This window comes from Pandoraea anapnoica (assembly GCF_902459765.1).
Classification (GTDB): Bacteria; Pseudomonadota; Gammaproteobacteria; order Burkholderiales; family Burkholderiaceae; genus Pandoraea; species Pandoraea anapnoica.
Window position 1 is genome coordinate 454740 of the sequence record NZ_CABPSP010000001.1, and the last position, 24603, is coordinate 479342.

The window sequence follows — 24603 nt, forward strand, 5'->3', positions numbered from 1 at the left end:
TGTCGTCATAAGCTATTCGATAACAAATGCTTAGTGGCGCGCGACACGCCCGGTAGGATGGGCTGCCGCTCTCTCCTGAAGCCCTGGCGTCCGACGTACCGACGCGAGGCACCCTCCCCCGAAGTCATGCAAGGCGACACGTTATTGATCAAGTCGGGCGGCGCTGCCGCCCTGACCGAATGGCAACACCATTTCGCGCGGCTGATGCCGGGCCTGCGCGTGTACGGCTGGGACGATCCGTTCGTCGATGCGCGCAACGTCAAGTACGCGCTCGTCTATCAGCCCGATCATGGACGTCTCGCCCACTACCCGCGCTTGAGACTGATCCTTAGCGCGGCGGCGGGCGTCGATCACATTCTGGCCGATCCTGCCTTGCCCACAGGGGTGCCCATCGTGCGCATGGTGACGGACGAAACGCGCGAGCGCATGAGCGACTTCGTCGCGTTCGCTGCACTGGCCATCGTTCGGGATATACCGGCGCTGATCACTGCGCAGCGCGACGGACGCTGGGCTAACGACCTCACCGGACGCCTCGCACGCGACACACGCGTGAGTGTGCTCGGACTCGGCGAGTTGGGAAGTGCCGTCGCCACGCGTCTGCGCGCGAACGGCTTTCAGGTGAACGGCTGGGCGAGGACGCCGCGATCGCTGGCAGGCGTCAAAGTCTTTGCGGGCGAAGCGCAGCTCGACGCGTTGCTCGCCGAGACCGACATTCTCGTGAATCTGCTGCCCGATACCCATGCAACGCGAGGCATTCTCGGGCGTAAGCTGTTTGCGCAACTTCCGGCCGGGGCCAGTCTGATACAGGTCGGACGCGGCGTGCATCTCGACCGGCAGGCGCTGCTCGATGCGCTCGATAGCGGCCGTCTGCGCTCAGCGGTCGTCGATGTCTTCGACGTCGAACCGTTACCATCGGACGACGCGCTGCGCCGTCACCCGAAGGTCCTCGTTACGCCGCACATCGCGTCGACGGTGTCGTATGCGGCGAGAGCACGTCAGGTGGCCGACGTGCTCGGCGCACATCTGCGCGGCGCACCGTTGCCATTCGTCTACGACGCCGAAAGAGGGTACTGAACATCATGGTTCCCGCCTCCCGCGACACCGAGGACACCGTTGCGATTGCACGCGGCGACGATGCCTACGAACGCATCCGGCACGATGTGCTGACTTGCGTCATCATGCCGGGCGCCATCATCACCGAGGCGGAGCTGATGCGTCGCTACGACATTGCGCGCACGAGTTGCCGCGTGGCGCTGGTGCGGCTGGTCCACGAGGGATTCGCGCGCGCCATCCCGCGACAGGGGTATCGGATCTCGCCGGTCACGCTGGCGGACGTCGAGGAGATTTTCAACTTGCGAGGGCAACTTGAACCGATGGCCGCGCGTCTGGCGTGCGGCAACGTCGACACCGAGCTCTTGCAACGACTTAACGAAGCGTGCGAGGTGCCATTTGCGCATGAACCCATCGACCATCAGATCGAGTGGTTTCTGCACACGAACCGCAAATTCCATCTGACGATTGCTGCGGCAAGTGGCAACGCACGTCTGTACCGCACGCTGGCCGGTCTCATGGACGACATGGCCCGTCTCGTCTCACTGGGTTTCGGGGTGCAGGGCATCCGGCCGCGCATCGAACACGATCACGAGAGCATCATCTCCGCGCTCGTGACGGGCAACGCGCCGCGCGCCGAAGCGCTCGCACGTCAGCACATCGAAACCTTCCTCCAACAGACGAAAGAGCACGTGTTCGCGAGCCTGTCGGCGTCGGGCACATGGTTGCCCTATCTGTCCATTGCCGATCTGCGTAAGTAGCGAGTGGTCGGAAGTCAGGCGGCAGACAGGGCCTGTGTGTCATTGCGAAGCTCGCGATTGCGGCCGGGAATCGCGTCGAGCAGCGCACGCGTGTACGGGTGCGAAGGCGCACGGAAGATCGCCGCCGTATCGCCATATTCGACCACGCTGCCCGATTTCATGACGGCGAGCGTGTCGCACAGTTGCGCGGCGATGCGCAGATCGTGCGTAATGAAAATCATCGACAGACCCAATTCGGCCTTCAACCTGGCGAGCAGTCGCAGCACTTGCGCCTGTACGGAGACGTCTAGCGCAGAGACGGGTTCGTCCGCGACCAGTACCTTCGGACGCATCGCGAGCGCTCGCGCCAGTCCGATGCGCTGACGTTGACCGCCAGAGAACTCGTGAGGGAAGCGGTCGAGCGAGTCTGCGCTCAGGCCGACGAGTTTGAACAGTTCGAGCGCATGCGCATACGCCTGACCCGGTGGCTCGCCGCGGGCTATCGGCCCCTGCGTGACGATGTCTCCGACGCGCCGACGCGGGTTGAGCGAGCTGAACGGGTCCTGAAATACCATCTGAATGTCTTGCGCGTCGCGACGCGACTGCGCATCGAGTGTTCCGTTGGCGAGGTCGATGTCGCGATAGAGAATGCGTCCGGCATCGGGTGTCATCAGCCGAAGGATCGAGCGCGCGAGCGTCGACTTGCCGGAGCCACTTTCTCCCACGATCCCCAGCGTCTTGCCGTTGCCGACGTCGAGACTAACGTCGCGCAACGCAGCCGTGCAGGCGTGCGTCTTCTTGCTGAGCCAGCTACGTTTCGCGTAGGTCTTTTGGACCTGCTCGATCCGTAACACGGGCGGTGCGGTGTCTTTCGGTATGGGCAACGTCACACTCTCGCGCGACGAGATCGATGCTGCCGATGGCAATGACGGCACCGCCGCGATCAGCGCGCGCGTGTACTCGTGCGATGGCCGCCGCAGAATCGTTTGCGCCTCGCCCTGTTCAACGATCTCCCCATGACGCATGACGGCCACGCGGTCTGCGATTTCCGCCACAACACCGAAGTCGTGCGTGATGAACAGTACGCCGGTCCCTTTGCGCTGTTGCAAGTCGCGAATGAGCGTGAGGATCTGCGCCTGTGTCGTCACGTCGAGCGCCGTTGTCGGTTCGTCGGCAATCAGCAATTCGGGCTCCAGCGCGAGCGCCATGGCGATCATGGCGCGCTGTCGCTGCCCGCCGGACAACTCGTGAGGATAGCGTTTTGCCGTTTCGTTCGGCGACGGAATCTGCACAGCGTCGAGCCATTCCAGCGTGCGTGCACGAATGGCGCTACCGGTCAATCGCGTATGCGTGCGATACACCTCGCCGATCTGGTCGCCGATGGTGCGCAGCGGATTGAGTGCTGTCATCGGTTCCTGAAAGATCATGCCGATGCGCGAACCGCGCCAGCGGCGGCGCTCGGCGTCGGGCAGCGCCAGCAGGTTGCCTGCGCCTTCCCAAGCGATGCGTCCCGAGCTCACTTGCACACCGGGCGGCAACAGGCCGAGCAGTGCGCTGGCGGTCATCGATTTGCCCGAGCCGCTTTCCCCGACCATACACAGGATCTCGCCACGCGCGAGCGAGAACGAGATGTCATGAAGCGCGTGCGCGCGATCGGCATTGGGCGGCAGATCGAGCGTAAGGTGTTCGACGTCGAGCAAGGGAGTCATTGGACGTGTCCGGGCAGTAGGCGTCAGTTTGGGAGTGCAGTGGGCTTGTGGTGGCGATGGGGATCAAAGACGCTGACCGCCGCTGGCATCGATGGCTTGTCCCGTGACCCAGCGGGCGGCGTCGCTGGCAAGAAAGGCGACGATGTCCGCGATGTCTCGGGGTTGTCCGACGCGTCCCAGGGCGACTGTCCGGGCGATGGCCTGACTGGCGACGGGATCGCTCGCGCGCTGGTTCAGATCCGTTGCCGTCGCGCCGGGTAACACGGCGTTGACGGTGATGCCTCGCGCCCCGAGATCGGCCGCCAGCGAAAGCGTCAGTGCTTCGAGGGCGGCCTTGGCGGGGGCGTAGACGCTCATCTCCGGATAGGCCGCACGTGTCCCGATGGACGAGACGTTGACGATGCGTGCGCCGTCCCCCAGATGCTTCAACGCGTGCTGGATCAGGAAGAACGGCGACTTGAGGTTGACTTGCAGTACCCGGTCGAAGTCCTCCGGTGTTACTGCGTCGATGCGTGCCCGGAGACCCACGCCAGCGTTGTTCACGAGAATATCCAATTGCGGCGGTAGGTCGTGTGCCGCCAGGGCGCCGATGAAGCGTTCGACCAGTGCACCTGCGCCGTCCTGCGATGACAGGTCGGCCTGCACCGCAAACGCCCGGGCACCGCTCGCACGCAGTTGCGAGACGAGTGTGTCGGCATCGGCGGACGCGGCGTTGTAGTGCACTGCAACGGTCGCGCCACGCGCGGCCAGCGCTGTTGCAATGGCGCGGCCAATGCCACGGCTCGCCCCGGTGACAAGGGCGACTTTGCCGTCGAGGCGAATCGGATCCTGAAGGTCGGACAGTTGAGTCATGATGCGATGGTTCCGGTAAGTGAGGCTGAGTTCTGACGTTGATCGCTCCATCCTTGCGTCGCTTCGAGGGATCGCGCCTGTTGGAGCAGGGAATGACGGTCGACCTTGTTGGTCCCCGCCCACGGCAGCTCGGTGACGAACGCTACACGACGCGGATGCTGATACGCGGGGCCGTTCGCGAGCGCATGCTGTCTGAGCGCCTCGACGCTCAGCGTGCTGCCGGGCTGACGCACCACGAAGGCGACCGGCACGGCGGCGCGCTCCTCGTCGGGGAGCGGCACCACGCTGGCCTGGCGGACTTCCGGATGCGCTTCGAGCACTTTCTCCACTTCCACCGGATAGATGTTCTCGCCCGCGCAGACGAACATGTCATCGGCGCGTCCCACGAAATAGAAGAAGCCGTTGGCATCGCGTCGCATCACGTCGCCGCTGTAGTACCACCCATCACTCAGTACTTGCGCCGATTTCTCCGGCAGACGGTGATATCCGTGCATGACCGCCGGGTTGCGCATGCACAGCACGCCCTCGTTGGCGTCGGGACCCTCAACGAGCTTCACCGTATCGGGAAAGAGTGGATAGCCCAGCGCCAGCGGTGGCAGAGGAATGCCATCCGGATGCGGGCCAAAGATGCTCGGTCCCGCTTCCGTCGTGCCGTAGCCGTGATGAATATGCGTGTTGGGAAACGCGGCCTGAATGCGGGCAAGCAGGGCGGCGCTCATCGGTGCGGAGCCGAGCATCAGGCGGGCGAGCGACGAGACGTCGCGACCCGCGAGCGTATGCGGATCTTTCACGATGCGCGCGAACATGGTCGGTACGGCGGCCAGCACGGTGATGCGGTAGCGCTCCAGCGCGTCGACGTACGTCGACACATCGAAGGACGGCAGGATCACCAGCGTGCCGTTCACGGAGAATGCGCGCTTGGCCATGAACAGCCCGTTCATGTGAAACAGCGGCTGCGCAAGTAGGAAACGCTCCGTCGACGGATGTGTCGGTTGGACGTACGTCGCGCCCAGCGCCCATAGCTGCCCGGCGTGGGTGAGCGGCACGCCTTTCGGTTTGCCCGTCGAGCCCGATGTATAGAGCATTTGTGCGACATCGTCGTGAGCAGGACGCACGGCATCGAAATCCGCAAGCTGAATCTGCGCAGCGAAGCCATCTGCACCTTCGTCATCGAAGTCGATGACCGGCACGCGTGCGCTCAGGGCGTCTCGACGCGGACCGTCGACGAACGCCAGCGAGATGCCCGCATCGTCGATAACGTAATCGAGGATCTCGCGCGATTGCTTGATGTTGATGGGCACCGCGACATATCCCCCTCGCATAATGCCGAAGTAGGCGATCAGATATTCCGCGCGATTAAGCGACGCGATCGCGACATGCGCGCCTTGCGGCAGACCGCGCGCACGCAGGGCCGTCGCCACGCCGTTCGCCAGGCGATCGATGTCGGTGTGCGTGTAGGTGCGCGGGTGGTCGCCGTCGCGCAAGTCGACGATAGCCGCTGCGTCGAGACTGAGGGATCGGTCGACGAGGTCGCCGAGGTTATGCCAACGGTGCGTCATAGCGTTTAGTGAAGCAAAAAGTGTTCTTGAGTGGTCGATCGACGGCGCTGGCGATCAGCGCTTGCGAAGCACCGGATTCAGCGCGTCGTTCAGGCCATCGCCCACGAGGTTGAGCGCGAGCACGGCAAGCATGATGGCGATGCCGGGTTCGGCGCACAGGTACCAGGACGAGCGGATCAACGTGCGGCCTTCGCCGATCTGGCGTCCCCAGCTGGCGACGTTCGGATCGCCAAGCCCGAGGAAGGACACGACCGACTCGTAGAGGATGGCGCCTGCGACGACCAGCGTGCCCATCACGAGCACCGGTGGCAACGCGTTCGGCAGCACCTCCCGCAGGGCGATGCGCCACGACGACAGTCCCACCGTTCGACACGCCTGTACGAATTCCCGCGACTTGAACGAGAGGCATTCGGCGCGCGTGAGTCGGGCAATTGCAGGCCACGACACGAGCGCCACGGCGATCACCGTGTTCTCGATGCGCGGCCCGAGGATGGCGACGACTGTCAGCACAAATACGACGTTCGGCACGATCTGGAACAGTTCGGTGAAGCGCATGAGCACCTCGTCGATCCATCCGCCCCACCACGCGGCGATGGCGCCTATCGACACACCGATGACCGTCGCGGCCACACTCGCGACCAGTCCGATGGCCAGCGTTGCGCGCGCGCCGTGCGCGAGCATGGCGGCGATGTCACGTCCCAATGCATCGGTGCCGAGGGGGTATTGCCACTGCTCGAACGGCCAGATTTCCGGTGTGGCCACGATGCGCAGCGGGTCGCCGGGATACCACCAACCAGCGCACAAGGCGACGATCACGACCAGCGTGAGCACCACCGCACCGGCGGCGGCCCCGCCATGTCGGGCGAATTGCTGCCACGTGCGCGAGCCACGGCGTGCCGGGCGTGCAAAGGCGGAGGGTGCGCTGGCATCAAGCGCGTCAGGAGTCGGAAGAGCGGGTTCGGCGGAAGACGTCATGTTGCAGACCAGTTCATTGCGGTAAGGCGAGACGAAGGCTCACGAGGCGTGTGTGCGGATACGAGGATCGAGGCGCGTGTAGATGAGATCGACGGCAATATTCGCGACGATGACCAGCGCCGAGCTGAGCACGAGCAGTCCCAGCACGACCGGGTAGTTGCGACTCATCACGCTGTCGAAAAGCACCCCGCCGATGCCCGGCCAGCTGAAGACCGCTTCTACGACGATGCTCCCGCCGAGGACGGTGCCGATTTGCAGTCCGAGTAGCGTGACGACCGGCAACATCGCGTTGCGCACCATGTGACGGGTGATGACCGCGCGACGCGTGAGCCCTTTCGCCTGCGCGGTGCGCACGTGATCCTGACGCGCCACCTCAAGCATCGACGCTCGCATGACGCGCGCATACGTCGCCGCGTAAAACAGTCCGAGGGTAAGCGCCGGTAGCGTGAGGTGGTGAAGCACGTCCAGCGAGGCATGCCACGCGCCGACAATGCCGGTGCCGTAGTCCATCCCGATGGTGGTCATGCCACCCACCGGGAACCACCCCAGCTTCACGGAGAACAGGATGATGAGCATGATCCCGAGCCAGAAGCTCGGCGCAGCGAAGCACACGACGGCTGCGACCGAGACGAACGTGTCGCGCCATGTGTTCACGTTCACGGCCGCCACAACGCCAGCGGCCACGCCCACGATCACAGCGACGAGCAGACTCGCGAGCATCAGCACGAGCGTTGCGGGAAGGTGCGCCATGATGACGTCGAACACTGGCAGGTTGTGCCGATACGAATAGCCGAGATCGAGGTGCGCCACAGCGTTGATGTAGTGAAGCAACTGCTGCCACAGCGGCTTATCCATCCCATATGTCACCCGCAGACGTTCGATGAGCGCGGGGTCGGTGACCTGCTGTTCGGCCGTCATCACGTCGAGCAACGTACCGGGCACCGACTGAATCAGGCAGAAATTCATGACGATCACCCCGAGCAGCAATGGAATGGCCTGAAGGACCCGGCGTAACAATAGACGCATCACCATGACAGCCGTCTCCTCATCCGATCACGAGGCCAGCCAGACGTCGGCCAATGCGTCGCCCTGCACGTTGGCGCTTGTCGTCGCATTGCGCACGTTAGTGCGCGAGAGCGTGAACGATTCCATCTCGACGAGCGGCACGAGAGGCACTTCGGTCGCGGCTAGTCGGGCGAAGTCGTGCGCGAGTTTCTGACGCTTCGCGTTGTCGGTTTCCACAGTCAGGCGGTCCACGAGCGCGTCCATGGCTGGATTCGAATAGCCGGTCGCGTTGCGGAAGGCCGCACCCTTGACGATGCCGTCCGTCGTGAAAAACTGCGTGACCACGGGGACGAGCTCCAGCGGCGCGGTGAAGTTCGAGATGGCGATGTCGTAGTCGTAATCGCTGTAAATGCGCTTGAGCGATGTCGCGCGGTCGAGAGAGTCGAGCTTTACGGCGATACCCACATCCTGAAGCGCCTGCTTGAGGTACTGCCCGAGCTTGGCGTTCTCCTCGAACCACGCGGCAGCCACGAGATTGACGGAGAAACGCGTGCCGTTCTTACGCGGCAGACCGGCGGCGTCGAGCAACGCGTTGGCCTTGGCGGGATCGAACGGGTACTTCGGGACGTCGTCCGTGAAGAACAGCGCGTTGGTGCGGAAGATCGGAGAGACGGCAGGCTTGCCGCGACCGAAGTAGACCGTGTCGATGATGAACTTGCGATCGATGGCATGCAGGATCGCCTGACGCACTTCCCGGCGTTTGACGTGATCGCGTCGCTGGTTGAATTCGACGGTCACGGTCCAGGCGGCATTTTCGTAACCGCGCGTGTCGACGGCGATCTTGCCCGTCTTTACGAGGCGGTCGATATCGCGCGCTGGCACCGGGTTCGAGAAGGCGACGCCGAGCTCACCCGTCTCGAGTGCGGCCGAACGCGAAGCGGGGTCGCCCCACCAGCGAACGATGAGCTTATCGGGGTACGGTTGTGCGACGTTCCAGTATTGCTCGTTGCGCGTGTACGAGACGTGGCTGCCGCGCACCCACTGACCATACTTCCACGGGCCGGTGCCCACCGGCGCGTTGTTGAGCGGGTTGGTGATGATGTCCTTGCCTGCGTATAGATGCTTCGGCACGACCACCTGATACTGCCCCGCAAGAATCGACTTGAAGAAGAACTCCGGCACCGGCGTGGAGAATTCGAGTTTGACGGTGTGTGCATCGGGCGCGCTCACGCGCTTGAGTGCCTTGAGCGCGACACCCGCCGAGATGGGCTTCCAGTGCTCTTGCACGTTGTAGACGACATCGTCCGCGGTGAACGGTTTGCCGTCGTGCCAGAGCACGTTCTTGCGCAGGGCGACGGTGTATGTTCTGAAGTCGGCCGACGCTTTGACGTCGGTCGCAAGCACGGGCTGAAAGGCGAGCTTTTCGTCGATCTTGAGCAGACGTTCGAGAATCTTGGTCGACGTCATGAACGGGCTGGAGCCGCCGCCGCCCGGCACGAACAGCGCCTGCGGTTCCAGTCCGCCCCAACTGGCCACGAGCGTGCCGCCGCGACGAGGCGTGGCGGCACTGGACGCATCTGCCGCGAAAGCGCGCGTCGGAGAGACGAGCCAGCCGGTCGTCCCCGCGAGGGCGGCGGAGGTGGCGGCCAGGGCGCTGCCAGCGCTGCGATACAGGAACTGACGACGTGAACGGGAATGGGACGAACCCCGGAACTTGCGCATGATGAACTCCGAAAAACGCGACGCCGGTGCGATCTCGCCGACGTCTTCAATCTGATGTCTTCAACCTGCTAAGCGGTAATGACCTGTGACCGGCGTAAAGCCGACGCCTGACATTTTTTACGCGGGCGGCAACGTGGCATAACTCGCGCGACCGATGGCGACGAGCGCGCCTTGCGCATTGACCAGATCGACGTCCGCCACGCCGATGCTCTTGCCGAGCCGTCGCACGCGGGCGATGGCGCGCAGATCGGTGTCGATGGCCGGGCGAAGGTAGTCGACGCGGAAGTTGACGGTCGGCAGGCCACGGCCGACGAGCATGCCGACGGCGAAGTCACCGACCGTGTCGATCACGGCGGCAAGCGGGCCACCGTGCCACTGACGCGTACCCGCGCCACGCTCGAACGCGTTCTGAAAGGGAATGTCGACTTCGATGGTCTGCGCATCGTGGTCGAGCGACGTGACGCGCATCCCGAGCCATGCGATGAACGTCGAGTTATCGAAGGCTTGCTGGACCTGTTCGACAGACAGGGTGAGGGTCGTCGTGCTCATGCGCCCACCAGTACCTTGCCGACGATCTGGCGGTTTTCGAGCGACGCGAGCGCCTGTGCGCCGTCTTCCAGCGGCCACTTCTTGTCGACCAGCACGCGCAGCTTGCCGCTGGCGACCAGTTCGAGCAGTTCGTGGAGGTCTTCGCGATCCCAGCCGTTCGAGCCGCGAATCTGCAACTCGAAGGTCCAGATGAAGCGCAGGTCTTCCTTCGGATCGAAGCCAGCCGTAGCGCCACACGTCAGCACGCGCCCGCCCTGACGCAGGGTGCGCAGCGAGCGTGTCCACGTGTCGCCGCCGGTGAAGTTCACGACGACATCGACGCCGCCGTTGTTGGCGGCGCCGCGACGACGAGCTGCCTTGCCGTAGCGCGCACGCACAACTTCGACGAAGTCTTCCTCGGTGTAATAGATGATGTCGTCCGCGCCCAGTTCGCGCAGGCGTTCGCCCTTTTCACGCGACCCGGCACAGGCGATGACTTCGGCGCCAGCGAGCTTGGCCAGTTGCACGGCACACACGCCCACGCCGCCACTCGCGCCGAGAATCAGCACCCGTTCACCGGCCTTGACCTGACCGATGCGCTGCATCATGCGCAGCGCCGTGCCATAGGCGACCGGCAACGCGGCGGCGTCGTCGAACGACACCTCGTCGGGCAGCCGCACGAGCTGGTGTTCGGGTACACGGCAAAGTTCGGCCAGACCGCCGTGCGTTGTCTCACCGACGAGGCCTCCCGTCACCCGGTTGATGGGATCGACGAGCACGCGATCGCCGACGGACCAGCCCTGCACACCGGGGCCGATGCTGGCGATCTCGCCCGCGACGTCCAGACCGATGATGACGGGGAACGGCAGCTTGATACCGGGCATGCCGCGGCGGGTGAACACGTCGTGGTAGTTCAGCGACGACGCGCGCACGCGCAGCACGACTTCGCCTTCGCCCGCGACGGGATCCGGGAAGTCGGTTTCGAGTTTGAGTGCACTGTTGTCGCCGTGCTCGCGCAATACGATGGCTTTCATGCTGGGTCTTCGGTCGATTTCAGGATGAACGAGCCCCTCGGGCCGCGCCGATCCTTGTTGATGAATGGAAAGAGGTGAGTGGCTTCGGGTGCTTACGCGTTCATACGCTCAGCGCCCGTTGGCCTAACCGGACGTCGCGAGGCCTTGCAGCGCCTGCGCCGTGATATGCAGCCCATGCGTGAGCACGCTGGTACGCCACACTGACGAGACGGGAACGAAAGCGTCCAGCACGTCAGCGCGCAGCAGGCGGTCACGTGCCGCGTCCGGATGGGCCGGTGCGCGTGAGCGCAGCCACTGGTCGAGGCGGTTGGCGACGCTTGCATTCGAGCCGCGCGTACCGAATTCGACGACAGCGCCGATCACCGGGCGTCCCTTGGCGAATTGTTCGACGCCACGGAACACGAGCCCCTGGTAGTCGGGACGCTGCAAGCCATGCGGGCGTTGATTCAGCACACGCTCGGCATTCCACCAGCGGGCGGCCTCGCGTTGTTCGTCACTACCCTCCGCGTTGAAGCACAGGAAGAACGGCTCGCCGTACTCGCCGATGCCCGTGTGCCAGTCGATCAGGCCGATGCGCTGCGCTTGCGACAGTTCGCGCTCGACGATGGTCTGCAAGGTGACGTTCGACCATTCGCGCGAGCGTCCGCCGTAGATGAGGCCGTCGGCGTGCGTGTGCTGACCGCTGGCGAGCGTGTTGAATAGCGCGTCGGCACCGTGCTCGGTGCGAAAGGCGTCGATGGCGCGCGCACTTTGCGCCAGTGCGTCGGACGTCCACTCAGCCGGAATCAGATGATCGTGCAGCGACGCATAGTGCGCGTTAACCGGATGTGGCTTGTCGTGGTCGATGAAGTTGCGATTCAGATCGACGTTGTGTTCGGTCGTGCGTGTGGCGTGTGCGAAGCCGTAGGGATTGATGGCGTGCACGAAGGTCACGGCGACGTCGGGCGGCAACGTTTGCGCCGCATGGGTCAGCCAGGCCGTCTGAACGGCCGATCCCGCCCCGCCTTCCAGGCCGTGAGTGCCGCTGATGGCAAGCAACTGATGCGGTGCGTGCGCCGGACCAAGTCGCGCGACGTCGACGGTCAGTTCGCTGCCGTCCGGGGCTTTGGCATTGGGGTGGACATATGAGGTCAGGCTCGCGCCGGCGTGGTCGGCAGCGGTGCGAAAGCGTTGACGGGCGTCTGCATAGTCGACGCCGAACGCCTGCCACCAGGTGGGCTGACGGCTCATGCTGCGTCCCCTTCGACGAACTGAAGCGCGACGTGGAAGCCGTCGGCGGCGGCCACGAGCACTGCGCCGTCGTCGAGCGTCGTCCAGGGCACGCCGTTTTCGCGCAGGGTGGCCTGGGTCTGGGCAAGGGAGCGGGTGCGCAGGATCAGTGCGACGCTGCGCTCGCTGCCGTCGTCCGTCGTCTCGACTTTGCCGAAGCGTTGCGCCGCTTCTGCGGGGGTGACGAAGTGGACGCGGGCGCGGCCAGCGGTGAAGGTATAGCCCTTGTCACCGGTTACGCTCAGGATGCCCGGGCCGAAGACACGGTCGTAAAGGGCGGCGGTGACTGCCGGATTCGGCGTCGAAACGACATAGCCGACGATGTCCGTCACGCCATTCGGGTGATCGCGCCATTCGTCGCGCCAGACATGCTCCGGCGTGAAGTGATGGCAGAAGAACGTGCGGCCGTTGCGAACCAGTTCGCTGGCGAGTCGCACGGTGCGAAAGCGGGCGTCTTGCGTAGTGCCGTCGGGCAGACGCACCGGGCGGAAGAACTCGGCCGGTGTCTCTACGCCAATACCGCGCTCCTGCAATGCGGTGAAGAGAGCGTGCGAGTCCTGCGTCTTGAAGACGAGACCGGTCAGCCCGAGCGGGGCTTGCGTCACGTCGGGGCGTGCGGTCGATTTGCCAGCTTCGAAGCCGAGCAGCTCAAGATAGTTTTCGCCGAAGATCGCCAGGTGGTTGCTGGTGCCGAGCGAGTGATGGCCACGCTCGGTCAGGGCGAAGCCCAGACGGCGATAAGTGTCGACAGAGGCTTCGAGCTCGCCCTTGACGTTGATGACGACGTGATCGAGAACCGGTGCGGGAATCTGACTCATGCCTGACCTCCGATGCGTTGATGAGAGAACGGGGCGAGGGAGGCGGTGGGGACGAAGGCGGACAAACGGCCCCCCGGGACATAACGACTGGACACGACAGCTCCCGACAGAAAATGGACGACCTGCCCATTCTAGAAGCGCGCCGGTCTTAGCCCAACTGATGCTTTTTGCTTTGCTTAGTGCGTGACGTGCGCTCGTGGGGGCCTCACGAGGCTGGCGTCGCATTGATGGGCTGCTCAGCCTTTCCTGACGGTCGTTCTCATCCTCTGAGACGTGGCAGTTTGGACCGGATCGGCGGAAGTTTCAATCACATTCAGAAGGTGATCCGAGAAGGCCTTGACCTTTTGCGTCAGGGCGCGCCGTGAAGGATAGACCAGATAAAGGCCCACCTGCGTATCGACGTCTGCGAACGGCAGGTCGACGAGCTTGCCGCTCGCGACGTCGGCGTCGCAGAGGTGCGCGGGGAGGACCGCTACCCCGGCGCCGTGCAGCGCCAACTGCTTGAGCAGGGCGAAGCTGTTGGTGGCGACCGCGTAGTCCGCTTGCGTCGCGATGAGCGCGGCCGAACGGGGGGACATTGTTGGGGCGCCGCGCGGTTTGAAGACGAGCGCCGGAATATTCTCTGGCACGCGTTTGCCTCGTCCGGGACCGAAGACGGGGCTGGCAAAGCGCGCGAAGCCGAACGTGGCGATGCGACGCGCAACGATGTGATCGCCGCCGGGCTGACCGCCGCGAATCGCCATGTCCAGATTGTCGTCGACGAAATCGCTCACGCTGTCGTCCACCAGCACGTCGAAGCGAACGCGCGGATGCGCTTCGCGGAATGTCGCGATGGCCTGACCAAGCGCATCGAACGGAAAGTCGAACGGCACGCCGATGCGTATCGATCCGCTCAGGGGACGGCGTCCGGTGGCATCGGTTTCATCAAATTGTTCGGCCTCGCGAAGCGTCCTGATCGCGGGGGCCGCACGCTCGAAGTAGTCTCGGCCGTCGTCCGTGAGCGCAATGCGCCGCGTGGTGCGTCGAAGCAATATCACGCCCAGATGCGCTTCGAGCGATGCGACGCGCGCACTGACCGTCGAGCGAGGAATTTCCAGCGCACGCGCGGCTGCCGAGAACGAGCCGCACTCGACGACGGTCACGAAAGCCAGCGTTCCATTGAGATCCATTGTCCATTCCATTGGCAAGTCTTGCCAATTTTAGACGTCTTTTCTCTCAGGTGAGCGGTCGCCAGAATGACGGCATTCCCCCTTATTTCAACCGTACGAAGGAGTTCCACGTCCCATGAAGTCCGAATTCAACCCGTCCGCCGATGTCGTGTCATTTGCCAACATGGATGTGCGGCTCATTGCCGGTGTGCGCGATCACGATGAGCGGGATCTCACGCTCATGGACATGACCGTGAACCCGCAAGGCGGCGCGCCGATGCACCGTTCGCTCGACGAGGAGAAGACATTTGTGATGACGCACGGGCGTTTGCGTTTCACCGTGGGCGACACGACGCGCGACGTTGTTGCGGGCGACACCGTGAACGTGGCAAAGGGCGACGTACATGGCTTCGTCAACGAGCAGGTCATGTTGGCGCGCATGCTGCTGGTGTCGACACCGGCGCGTCACGATGCGTTCTTCCGCGCCATGGCGGCGCTGCCCGTGCCGCACGACCCGCAGGCCGTGCGGGAGGTGTGCGAGACGTTCCGGCAGGAGATCGTCGGCCTCTGAGCACAGGGGGCGCAATGACGCCTTACCGGTCGAACGGCACCCCGGCGGCACGCAGACGTCGCATCGCGCTGTCCAGATGCGCGCGAGCGCTTTGCGGGTCGCCCGCGCGCATCTCCGCTGCAGTGCGTCGCGCAATGGCCTCGGGCACCGGGCGAAGCTCGCGCCCCGTGCTCATCGCCTTGCACTGCACTTCGCAGGCGCGCTCCAGATAGTAGAGGTCGTCCCATGCTTCGGCAATGTTCGGTCCCGCGACCATGACGCCGTGATGCTTCATGAAGACGATGTCGGCGTCGCCCATCGCCGCCGCGATGCGGTCACCTTCCTCGTTGCCGAGCGCGAGACCGTTGTAGTCGGTGTCGAGCACCGTTCGTCCGTAGAACTTGAGCGCCGTTTGTCCCGCCCAGACGAGCGGCTCGCCTTCGCTCATCGCCAGCGCCGTCGCCCAGGGCATGTGCGTGTGGAAGGCCGCCCGCACGCGCGGGTTCGCCTTGTGCAGGCGCGCGTGGATGTAGAACGCGGTGGCTTCCGGCACCCCGTCGCCCGCCACGACGTGACCGTCGAGATCGCAGACGAGCAGGCTCGACGCCGTGATCTCCTCGAAGGCCAGCCCGAACGGGTTCACCAGAAACCATCGGTCGCTGCCGGGCAACATCGCCGAGAAGTGATTGCAGATGCCTTCCTCGAAGCCATGCATTGCGGCTAGCCGGAAGCAGGCCGCGAGTTCTTCGCGCGCGGTGCGCACGGCGGGCGTGTCGAGATCCACGTCGTCGACGCGCAGCGACGCGTCGTCGGCGTTCAGCGAGAGGGTGTGCGCCATGTCGGTCTCCTCGTGATTGTCAGCGTTGGGCAGCGTTCGGTGGCGTTGAGCGCTTACCAGCCGAATCCGTCGAACAACGGTATCACGGTGTCGAGCGTGGCAATGGTCGCGTCCGGGGTGTAATCGGGCAGCGGCCGACGTCCCGTGCCGCGATCCACCCACACGCACCGGAAGCCGATGTCGCGCGCCGCCGCGTGGTCCAGATGCGGACTGGCGCAGATGTGGACGACGTCTTCCTTCGTCACGCCGAGTTGTTCGTGCGCGTAATCGAACAGGCGGCGATTGGGCTTGTACGCACCGGCTTGCTGCGCAGTGATGACACGATCGATGTGCCCGCCGAGTTGCGCGACATTGCCCGCGATGATGTCGTCGTCCGTGTTGGAGACGATGCACAGTCGATAGCCGCGCGCCTTGAGGGTCGCCAGCGTCGGCACGACTTCCGGGAACGGCGGCATGGCCGAGATGTTGTCCGTCAGCACGCCGATGTCCTGCGGCGATGCTCGCAAGCCGAGATCCTGCAACGCGAGACGAAGTCCCTCGCCTGCGACCTCGCGAAACGCGCGATGCGGTGGCGTCTGCTCGAGTGCGTGCTCGTGATGGTCGAACGTGGCGATCAGATCGGACGTGCCGATGTTGTGGCCGGGCTTACTTTGCAGGATGCGCGTGACCGCATCGCGTAGCCCTTCGTCCCATTGAATGAGCGTGCCATAGCAATCGAAGGTGAGCCATTGCGGACGTGGGCTGTGGCTCAACGACGCGGACGGTTGGGACATAACGAGTCTCCATGACGATAACGGGATGACGTCAGCGTAGTCGTTTCGACTCATATTCTGAAATTAAATTAAAATTCGATACTTATCGAAATTATAAATATGGTGCCGCCATGCTGGATCTCGGCTTACTCAAGACACTCGTTGCGGTCGTCGACGAAGGTAGTTTCACGCGTGCGGCGGAGCGTGTGCATCGCACGCAGTCGACCGTGAGTCAGCAGATCCGGCGTCTGGAAGACGAGCTTGGGCGGCAATTGCTCATGCGCGACCGCTCCGGGGTGAACGTCACGCCCACGCTTCATGGCGAACTCCTCGCACAGTACGCACGCAAGCTGCTTGCGCTGTCGATGGAAGCCGTCGACGCGATGGAGAATGACAGCCGTGTCTCGACGGTACGCGTGGGACTGCCCGAGGACATCGACGCGCGTCGCATGGCTGACATGCTCTCGCGCTTCGTTCAGGCGCACGGCGACATCCGTCTGGAGATCGTGGCGGGCATGAGTGCCGACTTGCGGGAGCGGTTGAGCGCGGGCGATCTGGACCTGGCGCTCGTCAAACGCGAACCCGGGCAGGGTGACTGTCTGATGGCGTGGCCGGAGACGCTGGTATGGGCGATGGCGGCGCAGTCGGCGGCGCGAGATGCAGACAGCCTGGCCCACGCGCCGGTGCCGCTGGCGCTGTTCCCGCAGGGTTGCATATACCGTCAGCGCGCGATTCGCAGCCTAGACGCCGCGCGACGTCCGTGGCGCATGGCGTTCGGCAGCCACAGCCTGACGGGTATTCAGGCGGCGGTGTCGTCAGGGCTTGGGGTGTCGGTCCTGCCGGAGATGGTGCTGTTACCGGACCACGCGGTTTGCGACACCTTGCCGCCACCGCCACCTTCGGAGATTGCGTTGGTGGATGGCGGCGGCCCGGCGTCGGCATCGCGTCGGGCGCTTGCCGACTTTCTCGCGGTGACTGTCGGCGAGACGCTGGGTGTCGCGACGGCGTAGTACGCCAAGACTTACGAAGCGCGGGACTCGGTGCAACGCTGGTTTCCTCGACCTCCGCACGACCCATGCTCAGATGCACCGCCAACGCGCACAGCACGGCGAATACACCGGCGGCGAGGAACGCGCCGCTGAAGCCGCTGGCGTACGCGCTGCGACCTGCGTCGAGCAGCGCATGGCCGAGCGAGTCGGGATAGAGATGCAACGCCTGCGAGAAGTCTCCGGCGGAGATCGCATCCGCGAAGTCGAGCCGTGTGGCCAGATCGCTTTGCGCGCTGCCGACCAGCGCAGGAACGTGCGCTGCGACGCTGCGATGCACCCCGGCACTCAGCACTGCACCAAGCGCCGTGTAGCCGAGCAGAATGCCGGAGAAGCGGAACGTCGTGCTGATGCCCGACGCCATCCCCGCGCGATCCCGGGCAATGGTCCCCATGATGGCTTTCTGCGTCTCACCGTTGAGCAACCCGCCGCCGCTGCCGAGCACGAACATCGCGCCGGTCAGCGACAGCGCCGAATGGGAAAGTCCCTGTACCGACACGTACGCCATGGCGGCATTGCCCAGCCCCGTCAGGGCGAGTCCCAGCACGAGAATCCGGTGCGACGGCAGACGTGCGGACAACCGCCTTCCGATCTGCGGAAGCAGCAACATGGCAATCGCGAAAGGCAGCATGGCGATGCCTGCACCGAGCACCGATTCCCCTCGCGCGTTCTGGAGAAACTGCGGCAGCAGCGAGGCCATTACTTGCGCACAGGCAGCGTACGAGAACATGGCGAGCGTTGCTCCGGCGAACGGCCACGAGCGGAACAGCGACAGATCGAGCATCGGCTGCGCACGCGAACGCTCCACGCCCGCGAAGATCGCGAAGAGCACGGCACCGGCGGCGAAGCGCGTCAGAATTCCCGGGCTGGTCCAGCCAGCGGCAGGCGCTGCGATCAGTGCCCACGTCACGCAGAACATTGCGCTCGCGAACAGAGCGATGCCGGGAATGTCGACACGCCGCTGGCCCTCCGCTTTCGACTCGGGAACGATACGAACCACGGCGAGTGCGAGCGCAGCGCAGATCGGCACATTGACGTGGAACGCCCAGCGCCAGCCGAGCGTGTCGCCAATCACGCCGCCGATGAGTGGCGAGAGCACCATCGTCAGGCCCATCACCATGCCCCACAGCCCCCACGCCCGGGCACGCGCCTCTTTTTCGTGGAAACCGTGGCCGATGATGGCGAGCGCCGGGGCCAGCAAAAACGCTGCACCGACGCCCTGCGCAGCACGCGCGATGTAGAGCCACTGTGCCGTGGGCGACAGACCGCACGCGAGCGATGCCGCCGCGAAGCCGGTGATGCCGCAGAGAAACACGCGACGGCGCCCGAAGCGATCAGCGATAGAGCCAGCGGGCAGTAGCAGCGCAGCGAAACACAGCACGTAAGCGCCGATTACCCACTGCACTTGCGCAAAGCTCGCATGCAATTGCGTCGAGATCGTCGGCAAAACGACACCAACGACGTTGGTGTCGAGCACCGTCATCGCGCAGCCAGTGGATGCGGTGAGTAGCAGCGCGAGGCTGCCCGTCGACGACGAGGCGGCGCTCGCGTTCGAAGCGTTATCGGGGTTTTGCGTTGACATAAATTCCACGTCGGACGACTGCGATTCGAGTGGGAGTATTCGACCACGCAGGGGGCTGCCGAGTCATTGCCGGGCATCGGCGAAGTTGTTAGGTAAAACCTAATGAAATCGACAATGACGCCCGCATGGCCGCGCGGTAGCATGGCCAGGCACGCTTAACAAACCGAGAGGATTTCGTGGAACTTCGGCACTTTCGCTACTTTGTGACGCTGGCGCAGACGCTGCACTTCGGACGCGCCGCGCAAGCGCTGGATATCGCGGCCCCGACGCTCACCGTGCAGATTCAGGACATCGAACGCATGCTGGGTGTGCAGTTGTTCGCGCGCAGCCGTCGCGATGTGCGCCTGACACCCGCCGGGGAGATGTTTCTGCTCGAAGCGAAGCAGGTGCTTGCGCAGGCCGAACGGGCCGTGCTGGCAGGACAGCGTGCCGGACGTGGCGAGACGGGGCGCGTCGAAATCAGCTACGTCGGCTCGGCGGTGTACTCGGGCGTTCTGCAATCGCAATTGGCCGCGTTCCGTCAGGCATGGCCGGGCGTAATCGTCACCGCGCGCGAGGTCTCGCAACACGAATCGCCCGCCATGCTCGTGGACAATCGTATCGATATTGCACTGGTTCGGATGCCGATCAATCTTCATAACCGGCATCGCGCGCACGTGTTGTTTCGGGACAGCTTCTGCGTGGCGCTTCCGGCAGGAAATCCATTGGTGAAGCAGTCCGGCGCGATCGATGCGGAGTCGCTCGACGGCGAGCGTTTCATCAATCCCGAACAAGCGCTGGGAACGTTCGAGGTGGCGCGTCGCGGGGGCTTCACGCCGGTGATCGGGTCCGCGCCGGGCTCGCTGGTCGCCGTGCTAACGGCCGTGGCGCTGGGCGAGGGCGTGGCCATCGTGCCGGACGTCCTCGTCGGTGCGACAGCGATTCCAGGCGTCGTCTTCAAGCCGCTGGCGGGGCCCCCGATCCATTCGGAAATCTCGGCGGTGTTCCGCAGCTTCGAGCCATCGCTGGCCGTCTCGAAACTCATCGCACAGATCACGCAGACCGCCGCTGTGACGTCGTACGCGCAATTCGATCAGCCGCAATGACTCACTCCCCCGGATGAAATTGCGCGAGCAGATCGAGAAAGAGATCCAGTGCTCGCGTGCGCGGCCGAGACGCTTCCGTGATCGCGCTGATCGCGTTCTCGTACTCCGGTCCTGAGGGCACGCGCGCCAGCGCATGCCGCTTCGAAAACGACGCTGCGTAGTACTGCGGCAACAGCCCCACGTAGTGACCCGACAGCACCAGCATCGCGACGGCTTCCAGCCCTGACGCCGTCGGTCCGCGCGTCAGTCCCAGCGTATTGAGCGCTTCGTGCACGAACGGCTGTGTCCGGTAGACGAGGGGCAACGTCGGGGCGTCCTTCATGCGGTGCCGCGCAACGTACAACTGGTGACGCTCGATAAACAACGGCTGGTAGTGAAAACCGGCTTCGCGCCGGTACATCCCGCGTATCGCGATCTGCACGCGACGCTCGCGCAGGGCGAGGTCGAGTTCGTTGAAGGTCATCACCGTCAACTCGACTTTCACGTCGGGCGCTTGCGTCTTGAGTGCGTCGAGCGCCTCGGCGATGTGGCAACCGACGTCCGACAGAATGTGTTCGACCATGCCGATTGAGAGCGTGCCCGAGAGCACGCCGCGCACGGCATCGATCTCCGGGCGGATGCGCTCCAGCGACTTCAGCGCATCGCGCGCCAACTCCAGTGCGACCTTGCCCGCGTGCGTCAGTACGAAGCCTGACGGCCCGCGCTCGCATAGCCGCGTGCCCAGCGTCTCCTCGACTTCGCGGATATGTCGACTGATCGATGCCTTTGACATGTTCAACTGCTTCTCCGCCGCAGCAAAGCCGCTCGCCTGCGCCACGGCACAGAAGATGCGCAACGAGCGCAGATCGCGCTCGCTGAAGTCCCTATTCGCCACTGTCTGCTCCCATTTGCCCTGTCGGTCGGCTCTGGCTGGCCCATGAAAACCCGCACAACCCGCGCCGGGCGGTCGGTTTCAAAAGGTTTCGTTTTTCGAAACCATACCAATAAAAAAATCATTTTTCATGATCTTTTTGCCCGCATACATTGAATTGCAGAGGCGCGACTTTCCCCGGACACAGACGCAACGACACCGACAGACCGGACGCGCCGGATCAAGACCCTACCCACATGACGCGAGGCAAGCTATGAAGACCTGGTCCAGACGATCCTTTGTAAAGGCGACGCTTGCATCGAGCGCCGCATTGGCGCTCCCAGTCGTGCCGACGCTGGCGTTCGCCGAAGGTGGCACGCTCGCCGACATCAAGAAGCGCGGCAAGTTGACGGTCGGCACCGAGGCGGCTTACGAGCCGTTCGAATATGTCGAAAACGGACAAGTGGTCGGGTATGGGCACGATGTCCTCGAACCGATGGCCGCGAAGCTCGGCGTCAAGCTCGAACAGATGAACCTGCCGTTCCAGGGCTTGCTGCCGGGCCTGATGTCGCACAAGTTCGACTTCGTAGCGACGAGCGTCGGCATCACGCCGGAGCGCGCCAAGCGCTTCGCGTTCAGCCAGCCGGTCGGCGTCGTGCGCTCGGTGCTGATGGTGCGCGTCGACGAGACCGGGATCAAGAGCGGCATGGATATCGCGGGCAAGACCATCGGCACACAGATGGGCTCGTCGTCCCAGCCGGTGGCGGACGAGTTCGAGAAGGAACTCAAGGAGAAGACGGGCAAGGGCTACGCGGGCACGCGTCTGTTCCAGGCCTATCCGGACGTCTCCAATGCGCTCGCCAACAAGACCATCGACGTGGCGCTGATGCCGTCGAACATCGCCGCTGTGCAGATGCGCAAGCAGCCGAATGCGTTCCGCATCGCGGGCACCATCGGTCAGCCGAAGCTGCTGGCATGGGTGGCGAATCCGAACGATCTCGAGATTCGCAAGTTCATCAACGACTCGCTCGACGAATTCCGCGCAAACGGCAAGCTCGCCGCGCTGCAGAAAAAGTGGTTCGGCGGCCCGATGGATACGCCGCGCGAGAACTACCTGCCGCAGGGGGCGATTTGACCTCCGCCGTCATCGTCGACGGCTTTGGCGGCATGGCCGGAGTGATTCAACCGTTTCTCGAAGGCGTAGTTTCGGGAACGGCGATCACGCTGGCCGCGTCGGCCGGTGCCTTCGCGATCGGGCTGGCGCTCGGGATCGTGCTGCTTCTCATGCGCATCTCGCCGTTTGCGCCGTTGCGCTCGCTGGTGGTGCTGTGGGTGAGTCTGATTCGCGGCACACCGGCGCTCATCCACATGCTCATTGCGTACTACATGGTGCCCGCGATATTCGATCTTTCGATCTCGCCCGTCACCGCCGGCGTGGCGGCGCTCGCCTGCAACACGAGCGCTTACATCGTCGAAATTCTGCGCGGTGCCCTCGGCACGATCTCTTATGGACAACGCGCCGCGGGTTACGCGATGGGCATGCGCGCGACGCAGGTGTGGCGACATGTGCTGCTGCCGCAGGTCATCTACCGCTCCATTCCGCCGCTGACCAGCGAGTTCACGATTCTGCTCAAGGCGTCGTCGCTGATGTCGATCATCGCCGTGCCGGAACTCGCGACGGTCGCACGCAATGCCACCTTGCAGACGGATCTGCCGTTGCAGGTCTTCGCGATCACGGCCGCCGTGTACTTCGTGTTGCTGTTCTGCATTTCGGCCGCGTCTCGTGTGTGCGAGCGCCGCGTATCGAGGATGTTGCCCCATGGCCATTGATTTCTCCATCGTCCGAGAAGCGATTCCCGTTCTGCTCGAAGGCCTGCGCGTCACTGCGCTCGTGAGCCTCGCCGGTATCCCCCTCGGCATCGTGATCGGCATTGCGGCCGCCTACGCCGCTCAGTCGCGCACGTTGCTGCGTCCGATAGCGCTCGGTTACGTCGAGCTGGTGCGCAACATCCCGTATCTGATCCTCGTCTATCTGTCGTTCTTCGGTTTGCCCAAGCTTGGCGTGAGCGCGTCGGCCATGACGGTCGCGGTGGGATGCACGGCGTTCTATACCGGCGGCTATTTCTGCGAAATCCTGCGTGCGGCCTTGCGCAGCGTGGCGCGCGGTCAGACGCATGCGGCGCTCTCGCTGGGCATGACTTACTGGCAGACGCAGCGTCACATCATCGCGCCGCAGTTGTTCGGCTTTCTGATTCCGCCGACGACAAGCCTCGTGATCATGATGTTCAAGGACTCGGCCATCTTCTCGGTGATGAGCCTGCCGGAGATGACCTATCAGAGCAATCTGCTCACCGCAAACACGTTCGCTTACGTCGAAGTGCTCGGCACGACGGCATTGATCTACTGGCTCAGCAGCGTCTTGCTGGCCGGTGTGGGGCGGCGTCTGGAAACCGTGGTCGGGCGACGTACCCGCACACCCGACGCCGTCGCTTTCTCGACACTCCCCGCCAAAGGAAAAGGACAACTCTCATGACGACTTACACCGTTGCCCCACGCACAGGCCATCCGACGCTGCTGTACTCGGAGCTTGATCTCGACATCGACAACCTGAAGGCCGATATCGCTGTGCTCGGTATGCCGTACGGCGCGCCGTATGCTGCGTCCGACTTCAGCAACGATCAGACGAATGCGCCGTCCGCAATTCGTCAGGCGACGGACCGTGTGGTGCGCCGTCCCGAACACTACGACTTCGATATCGACGGCCCGCTGCTGCAAGGACGCAAGGACATTCGTTTCGTCGACTGCGGCGACATCGTGCCCGACCTGTCGAAGCCGGGCGAACACTATGCACGCGCCGAAGCGGCGGTACGTCGTATCGCAGCGGGTGGTGCGATGCCCATTGTGCTCGGCGGCGACCACGGCATCACCACGCCCGTACTGCGCGGTCTCGATCAGAAAGGGCCGATCACGCTGGTGCACATCGATGCGCATCTGGACTGGCGCGACGAAGTGAACGGTGTGCGCGAAGGCTTGTCGAGCCCCATTCGCCGGGCGTCGGAAATGGCGCACGTGGATCGCATCATCCAGATCGGATTGCGTGCACAGGGCAGCGGCCGTCCGGCGGACCTGGCGGCGGCCCGCGAGTACGGTGCAGAGCTGGTGACGGCGTACGAATTGCACGACATCGGCATGGACGCCGTACTCGATCGCATTCCCGACGGCGGCAACTACTACCTCACCATCGACGCCGACGGACTCGATCCGTCGACCATGCCCGCGGTGGCCGGTCCGGCCCCGGGCGGCGTGACCTTCGTGCAGGCGCGCAAGCTGATTCACGGTCTGGTGCGCAAGGGGCGCGTGGTCGGCATGGACATCGTCGAGATTCAGCCGGAGAAGGATGACGCGAACCTGATTTCGTGCGTGACGGCCGGCCGTCTGATCCTCAACCTGATCGGCGCGTCGATTCGCGCAGGGCACTACGACAAATGAGC

The 24603-nt window shown here is 64.2% G+C and carries 23 protein-coding genes and 1 pseudogene; 9 read left to right on the top strand and 15 right to left on the bottom strand.

The window, feature by feature from the left end; translation table 11 throughout:
* The first annotated feature begins 126 nt into the window (after positions 1 to 126).
* Together PAN31117_RS02195 and PAN31117_RS02200 are read left to right on the top strand one after the other, a co-directional pair.
* Positions 127 to 1074 carry a 2-hydroxyacid dehydrogenase gene (locus tag PAN31117_RS02195; protein WP_150736731.1) on the top strand — a complete coding sequence of 316 codons (948 nt, stop codon included), beginning with the start codon at positions 127 to 129 and terminating at the stop codon, positions 1072 to 1074.
* A 5-nt stretch (positions 1075 to 1079) separates the two neighbouring features.
* Complete coding sequence (locus PAN31117_RS02200) at positions 1080 to 1811, top strand: GntR family transcriptional regulator (RefSeq protein ID WP_150736732.1); 732 nt, start codon at positions 1080 to 1082, stop codon at positions 1809 to 1811.
* A gap of 14 nt (positions 1812 to 1825) precedes the next feature.
* On the opposite strand, the gene PAN31117_RS02205 is transcribed toward PAN31117_RS02200, so the two are convergent.
* The 11 genes from PAN31117_RS02205 to PAN31117_RS02255 form a co-directional block, all read right to left on the bottom strand.
* On the bottom strand, positions 1826 to 3499 hold the full coding sequence (locus PAN31117_RS02205; RefSeq protein ID WP_150736733.1) for an ABC transporter ATP-binding protein: 1674 nt from the start codon (positions 3497 to 3499) through the stop codon (positions 1826 to 1828).
* Positions 3500 to 3562: 63 nt separating this feature from the next.
* Positions 3563 to 4342, bottom strand: coding sequence for an SDR family oxidoreductase (locus PAN31117_RS02210; RefSeq protein WP_370855717.1), 780 nt, complete (start codon positions 4340 to 4342; stop codon positions 3563 to 3565).
* A gap of 5 nt (positions 4343 to 4347) precedes the next feature.
* Positions 4348 to 5910 carry a class I adenylate-forming enzyme family protein gene (locus tag PAN31117_RS02215; protein WP_150736735.1) on the bottom strand — a complete coding sequence of 521 codons (1563 nt, stop codon included), beginning with the start codon at positions 5908 to 5910 and terminating at the stop codon, positions 4348 to 4350.
* Between the two features lie 54 nt (positions 5911 to 5964).
* A complete protein-coding gene (locus PAN31117_RS02220) occupies positions 5965 to 6885 on the bottom strand; it encodes an ABC transporter permease (protein ID WP_150736736.1) in 921 nt (306 codons plus the stop codon).
* 39 nt (positions 6886 to 6924) lie between these two features.
* Positions 6925 to 7917: an ABC transporter permease gene (locus PAN31117_RS02225; protein WP_150736737.1), complete on the bottom strand. Its 993-nt coding sequence runs from the start codon at positions 7915 to 7917 to the stop codon at positions 6925 to 6927.
* Positions 7918 to 7938: 21 nt separating this feature from the next.
* Entirely contained in the window at positions 7939 to 9612 is a 1674-nt protein-coding gene (locus PAN31117_RS02230; protein ID WP_150736738.1) for an ABC transporter substrate-binding protein, read from the bottom strand.
* 117 nt (positions 9613 to 9729) lie between these two features.
* Positions 9730 to 10161: a PaaI family thioesterase gene (locus PAN31117_RS02235; RefSeq protein ID WP_150736739.1), complete on the bottom strand. Its 432-nt coding sequence runs from the start codon at positions 10159 to 10161 to the stop codon at positions 9730 to 9732.
* Positions 10158 to 11174: a quinone oxidoreductase family protein gene (locus tag PAN31117_RS02240; protein WP_150736740.1), complete on the bottom strand. Its 1017-nt coding sequence runs from the start codon at positions 11172 to 11174 to the stop codon at positions 10158 to 10160. Before PAN31117_RS02240 ends, PAN31117_RS02235 begins: the two co-directional genes overlap by 4 nt.
* Positions 11175 to 11297: 123 nt before the next feature.
* Positions 11298 to 12404: a M14 family metallopeptidase gene (locus PAN31117_RS02245; RefSeq protein ID WP_150736741.1), complete on the bottom strand. Its 1107-nt coding sequence runs from the start codon at positions 12402 to 12404 to the stop codon at positions 11298 to 11300.
* The gene (locus PAN31117_RS02250) at positions 12401 to 13261 is read right to left on the bottom strand and encodes a VOC family protein (protein ID WP_150736742.1); all 861 of its coding nucleotides are present in this window, start codon (positions 13259 to 13261) and stop codon (positions 12401 to 12403) included. Before PAN31117_RS02250 ends, PAN31117_RS02245 begins: the two co-directional genes overlap by 4 nt.
* A 236-nt stretch (positions 13262 to 13497) precedes the next feature.
* The gene (locus tag PAN31117_RS02255; RefSeq protein ID WP_174990766.1) at positions 13498 to 14430 is read right to left on the bottom strand and encodes a LysR family transcriptional regulator; all 933 of its coding nucleotides are present in this window, start codon (positions 14428 to 14430) and stop codon (positions 13498 to 13500) included.
* Positions 14431 to 14545: 115 nt separating this feature from the next.
* On the opposite strand from PAN31117_RS02255, the gene PAN31117_RS02260 reads away from it, so the two are divergent.
* Complete coding sequence (locus tag PAN31117_RS02260; RefSeq protein WP_150736744.1) at positions 14546 to 14980, top strand: cupin domain-containing protein; 435 nt, start codon at positions 14546 to 14548, stop codon at positions 14978 to 14980.
* Positions 14981 to 15002: 22 nt separating this feature from the next.
* Here the strand turns inward: PAN31117_RS02260 and PAN31117_RS02265 are convergent, their stop codons facing one another.
* Both PAN31117_RS02265 and PAN31117_RS02270 read right to left on the bottom strand, forming a co-directional pair.
* Positions 15003 to 15797 (bottom strand): aldolase, encoded by a 795-nt coding sequence (locus tag PAN31117_RS02265; RefSeq protein ID WP_150736745.1) that lies wholly within the window; start codon positions 15795 to 15797, stop codon positions 15003 to 15005.
* A gap of 53 nt (positions 15798 to 15850) precedes the next feature.
* Positions 15851 to 16570 (bottom strand): haloacid dehalogenase type II, encoded by a 720-nt coding sequence (locus tag PAN31117_RS02270; RefSeq protein WP_150736746.1) that lies wholly within the window; start codon positions 16568 to 16570, stop codon positions 15851 to 15853.
* Positions 16571 to 16680: 110 nt separating this feature from the next.
* Between PAN31117_RS02270 and PAN31117_RS02275 the strand changes: the two genes are divergently transcribed.
* The gene (locus tag PAN31117_RS02275; protein WP_150736747.1) at positions 16681 to 17559 is read left to right on the top strand and encodes a LysR family transcriptional regulator; all 879 of its coding nucleotides are present in this window, start codon (positions 16681 to 16683) and stop codon (positions 17557 to 17559) included.
* A gap of 361 nt (positions 17560 to 17920) precedes the next feature.
* Here the strand turns inward: PAN31117_RS02275 and PAN31117_RS02280 are convergent.
* A pseudogene (locus tag PAN31117_RS02280) lies at positions 17921 to 19177 on the bottom strand (MFS transporter); the annotation flags it as partial.
* 176 nt (positions 19178 to 19353) lie between these two features.
* Here PAN31117_RS02280 and PAN31117_RS02285 point away from each other — a divergent pair.
* Complete coding sequence (locus tag PAN31117_RS02285) at positions 19354 to 20262, top strand: LysR family transcriptional regulator (RefSeq protein ID WP_150736748.1); 909 nt, start codon at positions 19354 to 19356, stop codon at positions 20260 to 20262.
* A 1-nt stretch (position 20263) separates the two neighbouring features.
* Here the strand turns inward: PAN31117_RS02285 and PAN31117_RS02290 are convergent, their stop codons facing one another.
* Positions 20264 to 21136, bottom strand: coding sequence for a LysR family transcriptional regulator (locus PAN31117_RS02290; protein ID WP_150736749.1), 873 nt, complete (start codon positions 21134 to 21136; stop codon positions 20264 to 20266).
* Positions 21137 to 21386: 250 nt separating this feature from the next.
* Between PAN31117_RS02290 and PAN31117_RS02295 the strand changes: the two genes are divergently transcribed.
* The 4 genes from PAN31117_RS02295 to PAN31117_RS02310 are packed head-to-tail and all read left to right on the top strand — an operon-like array spanning position 21387 to position 24601.
* On the top strand, positions 21387 to 22247 hold the full coding sequence (locus PAN31117_RS02295) for a transporter substrate-binding domain-containing protein (RefSeq protein WP_150736750.1): 861 nt from the start codon (positions 21387 to 21389) through the stop codon (positions 22245 to 22247).
* A gap of 32 nt (positions 22248 to 22279) precedes the next feature.
* The gene (locus PAN31117_RS02300; RefSeq protein WP_150736921.1) at positions 22280 to 22942 is read left to right on the top strand and encodes an amino acid ABC transporter permease; all 663 of its coding nucleotides are present in this window, start codon (positions 22280 to 22282) and stop codon (positions 22940 to 22942) included.
* Complete coding sequence (locus PAN31117_RS02305; protein ID WP_150736751.1) at positions 22932 to 23645, top strand: amino acid ABC transporter permease; 714 nt, start codon at positions 22932 to 22934, stop codon at positions 23643 to 23645. The genes PAN31117_RS02300 and PAN31117_RS02305 overlap by 11 nt, the downstream gene beginning before the upstream one ends.
* Positions 23642 to 24601 (top strand): agmatinase, encoded by a 960-nt coding sequence (locus tag PAN31117_RS02310; RefSeq protein WP_150736752.1) that lies wholly within the window; start codon positions 23642 to 23644, stop codon positions 24599 to 24601. The genes PAN31117_RS02305 and PAN31117_RS02310 overlap by 4 nt, the downstream gene beginning before the upstream one ends.
* Positions 24602 to 24603: the final 2 nt, after the last annotated feature.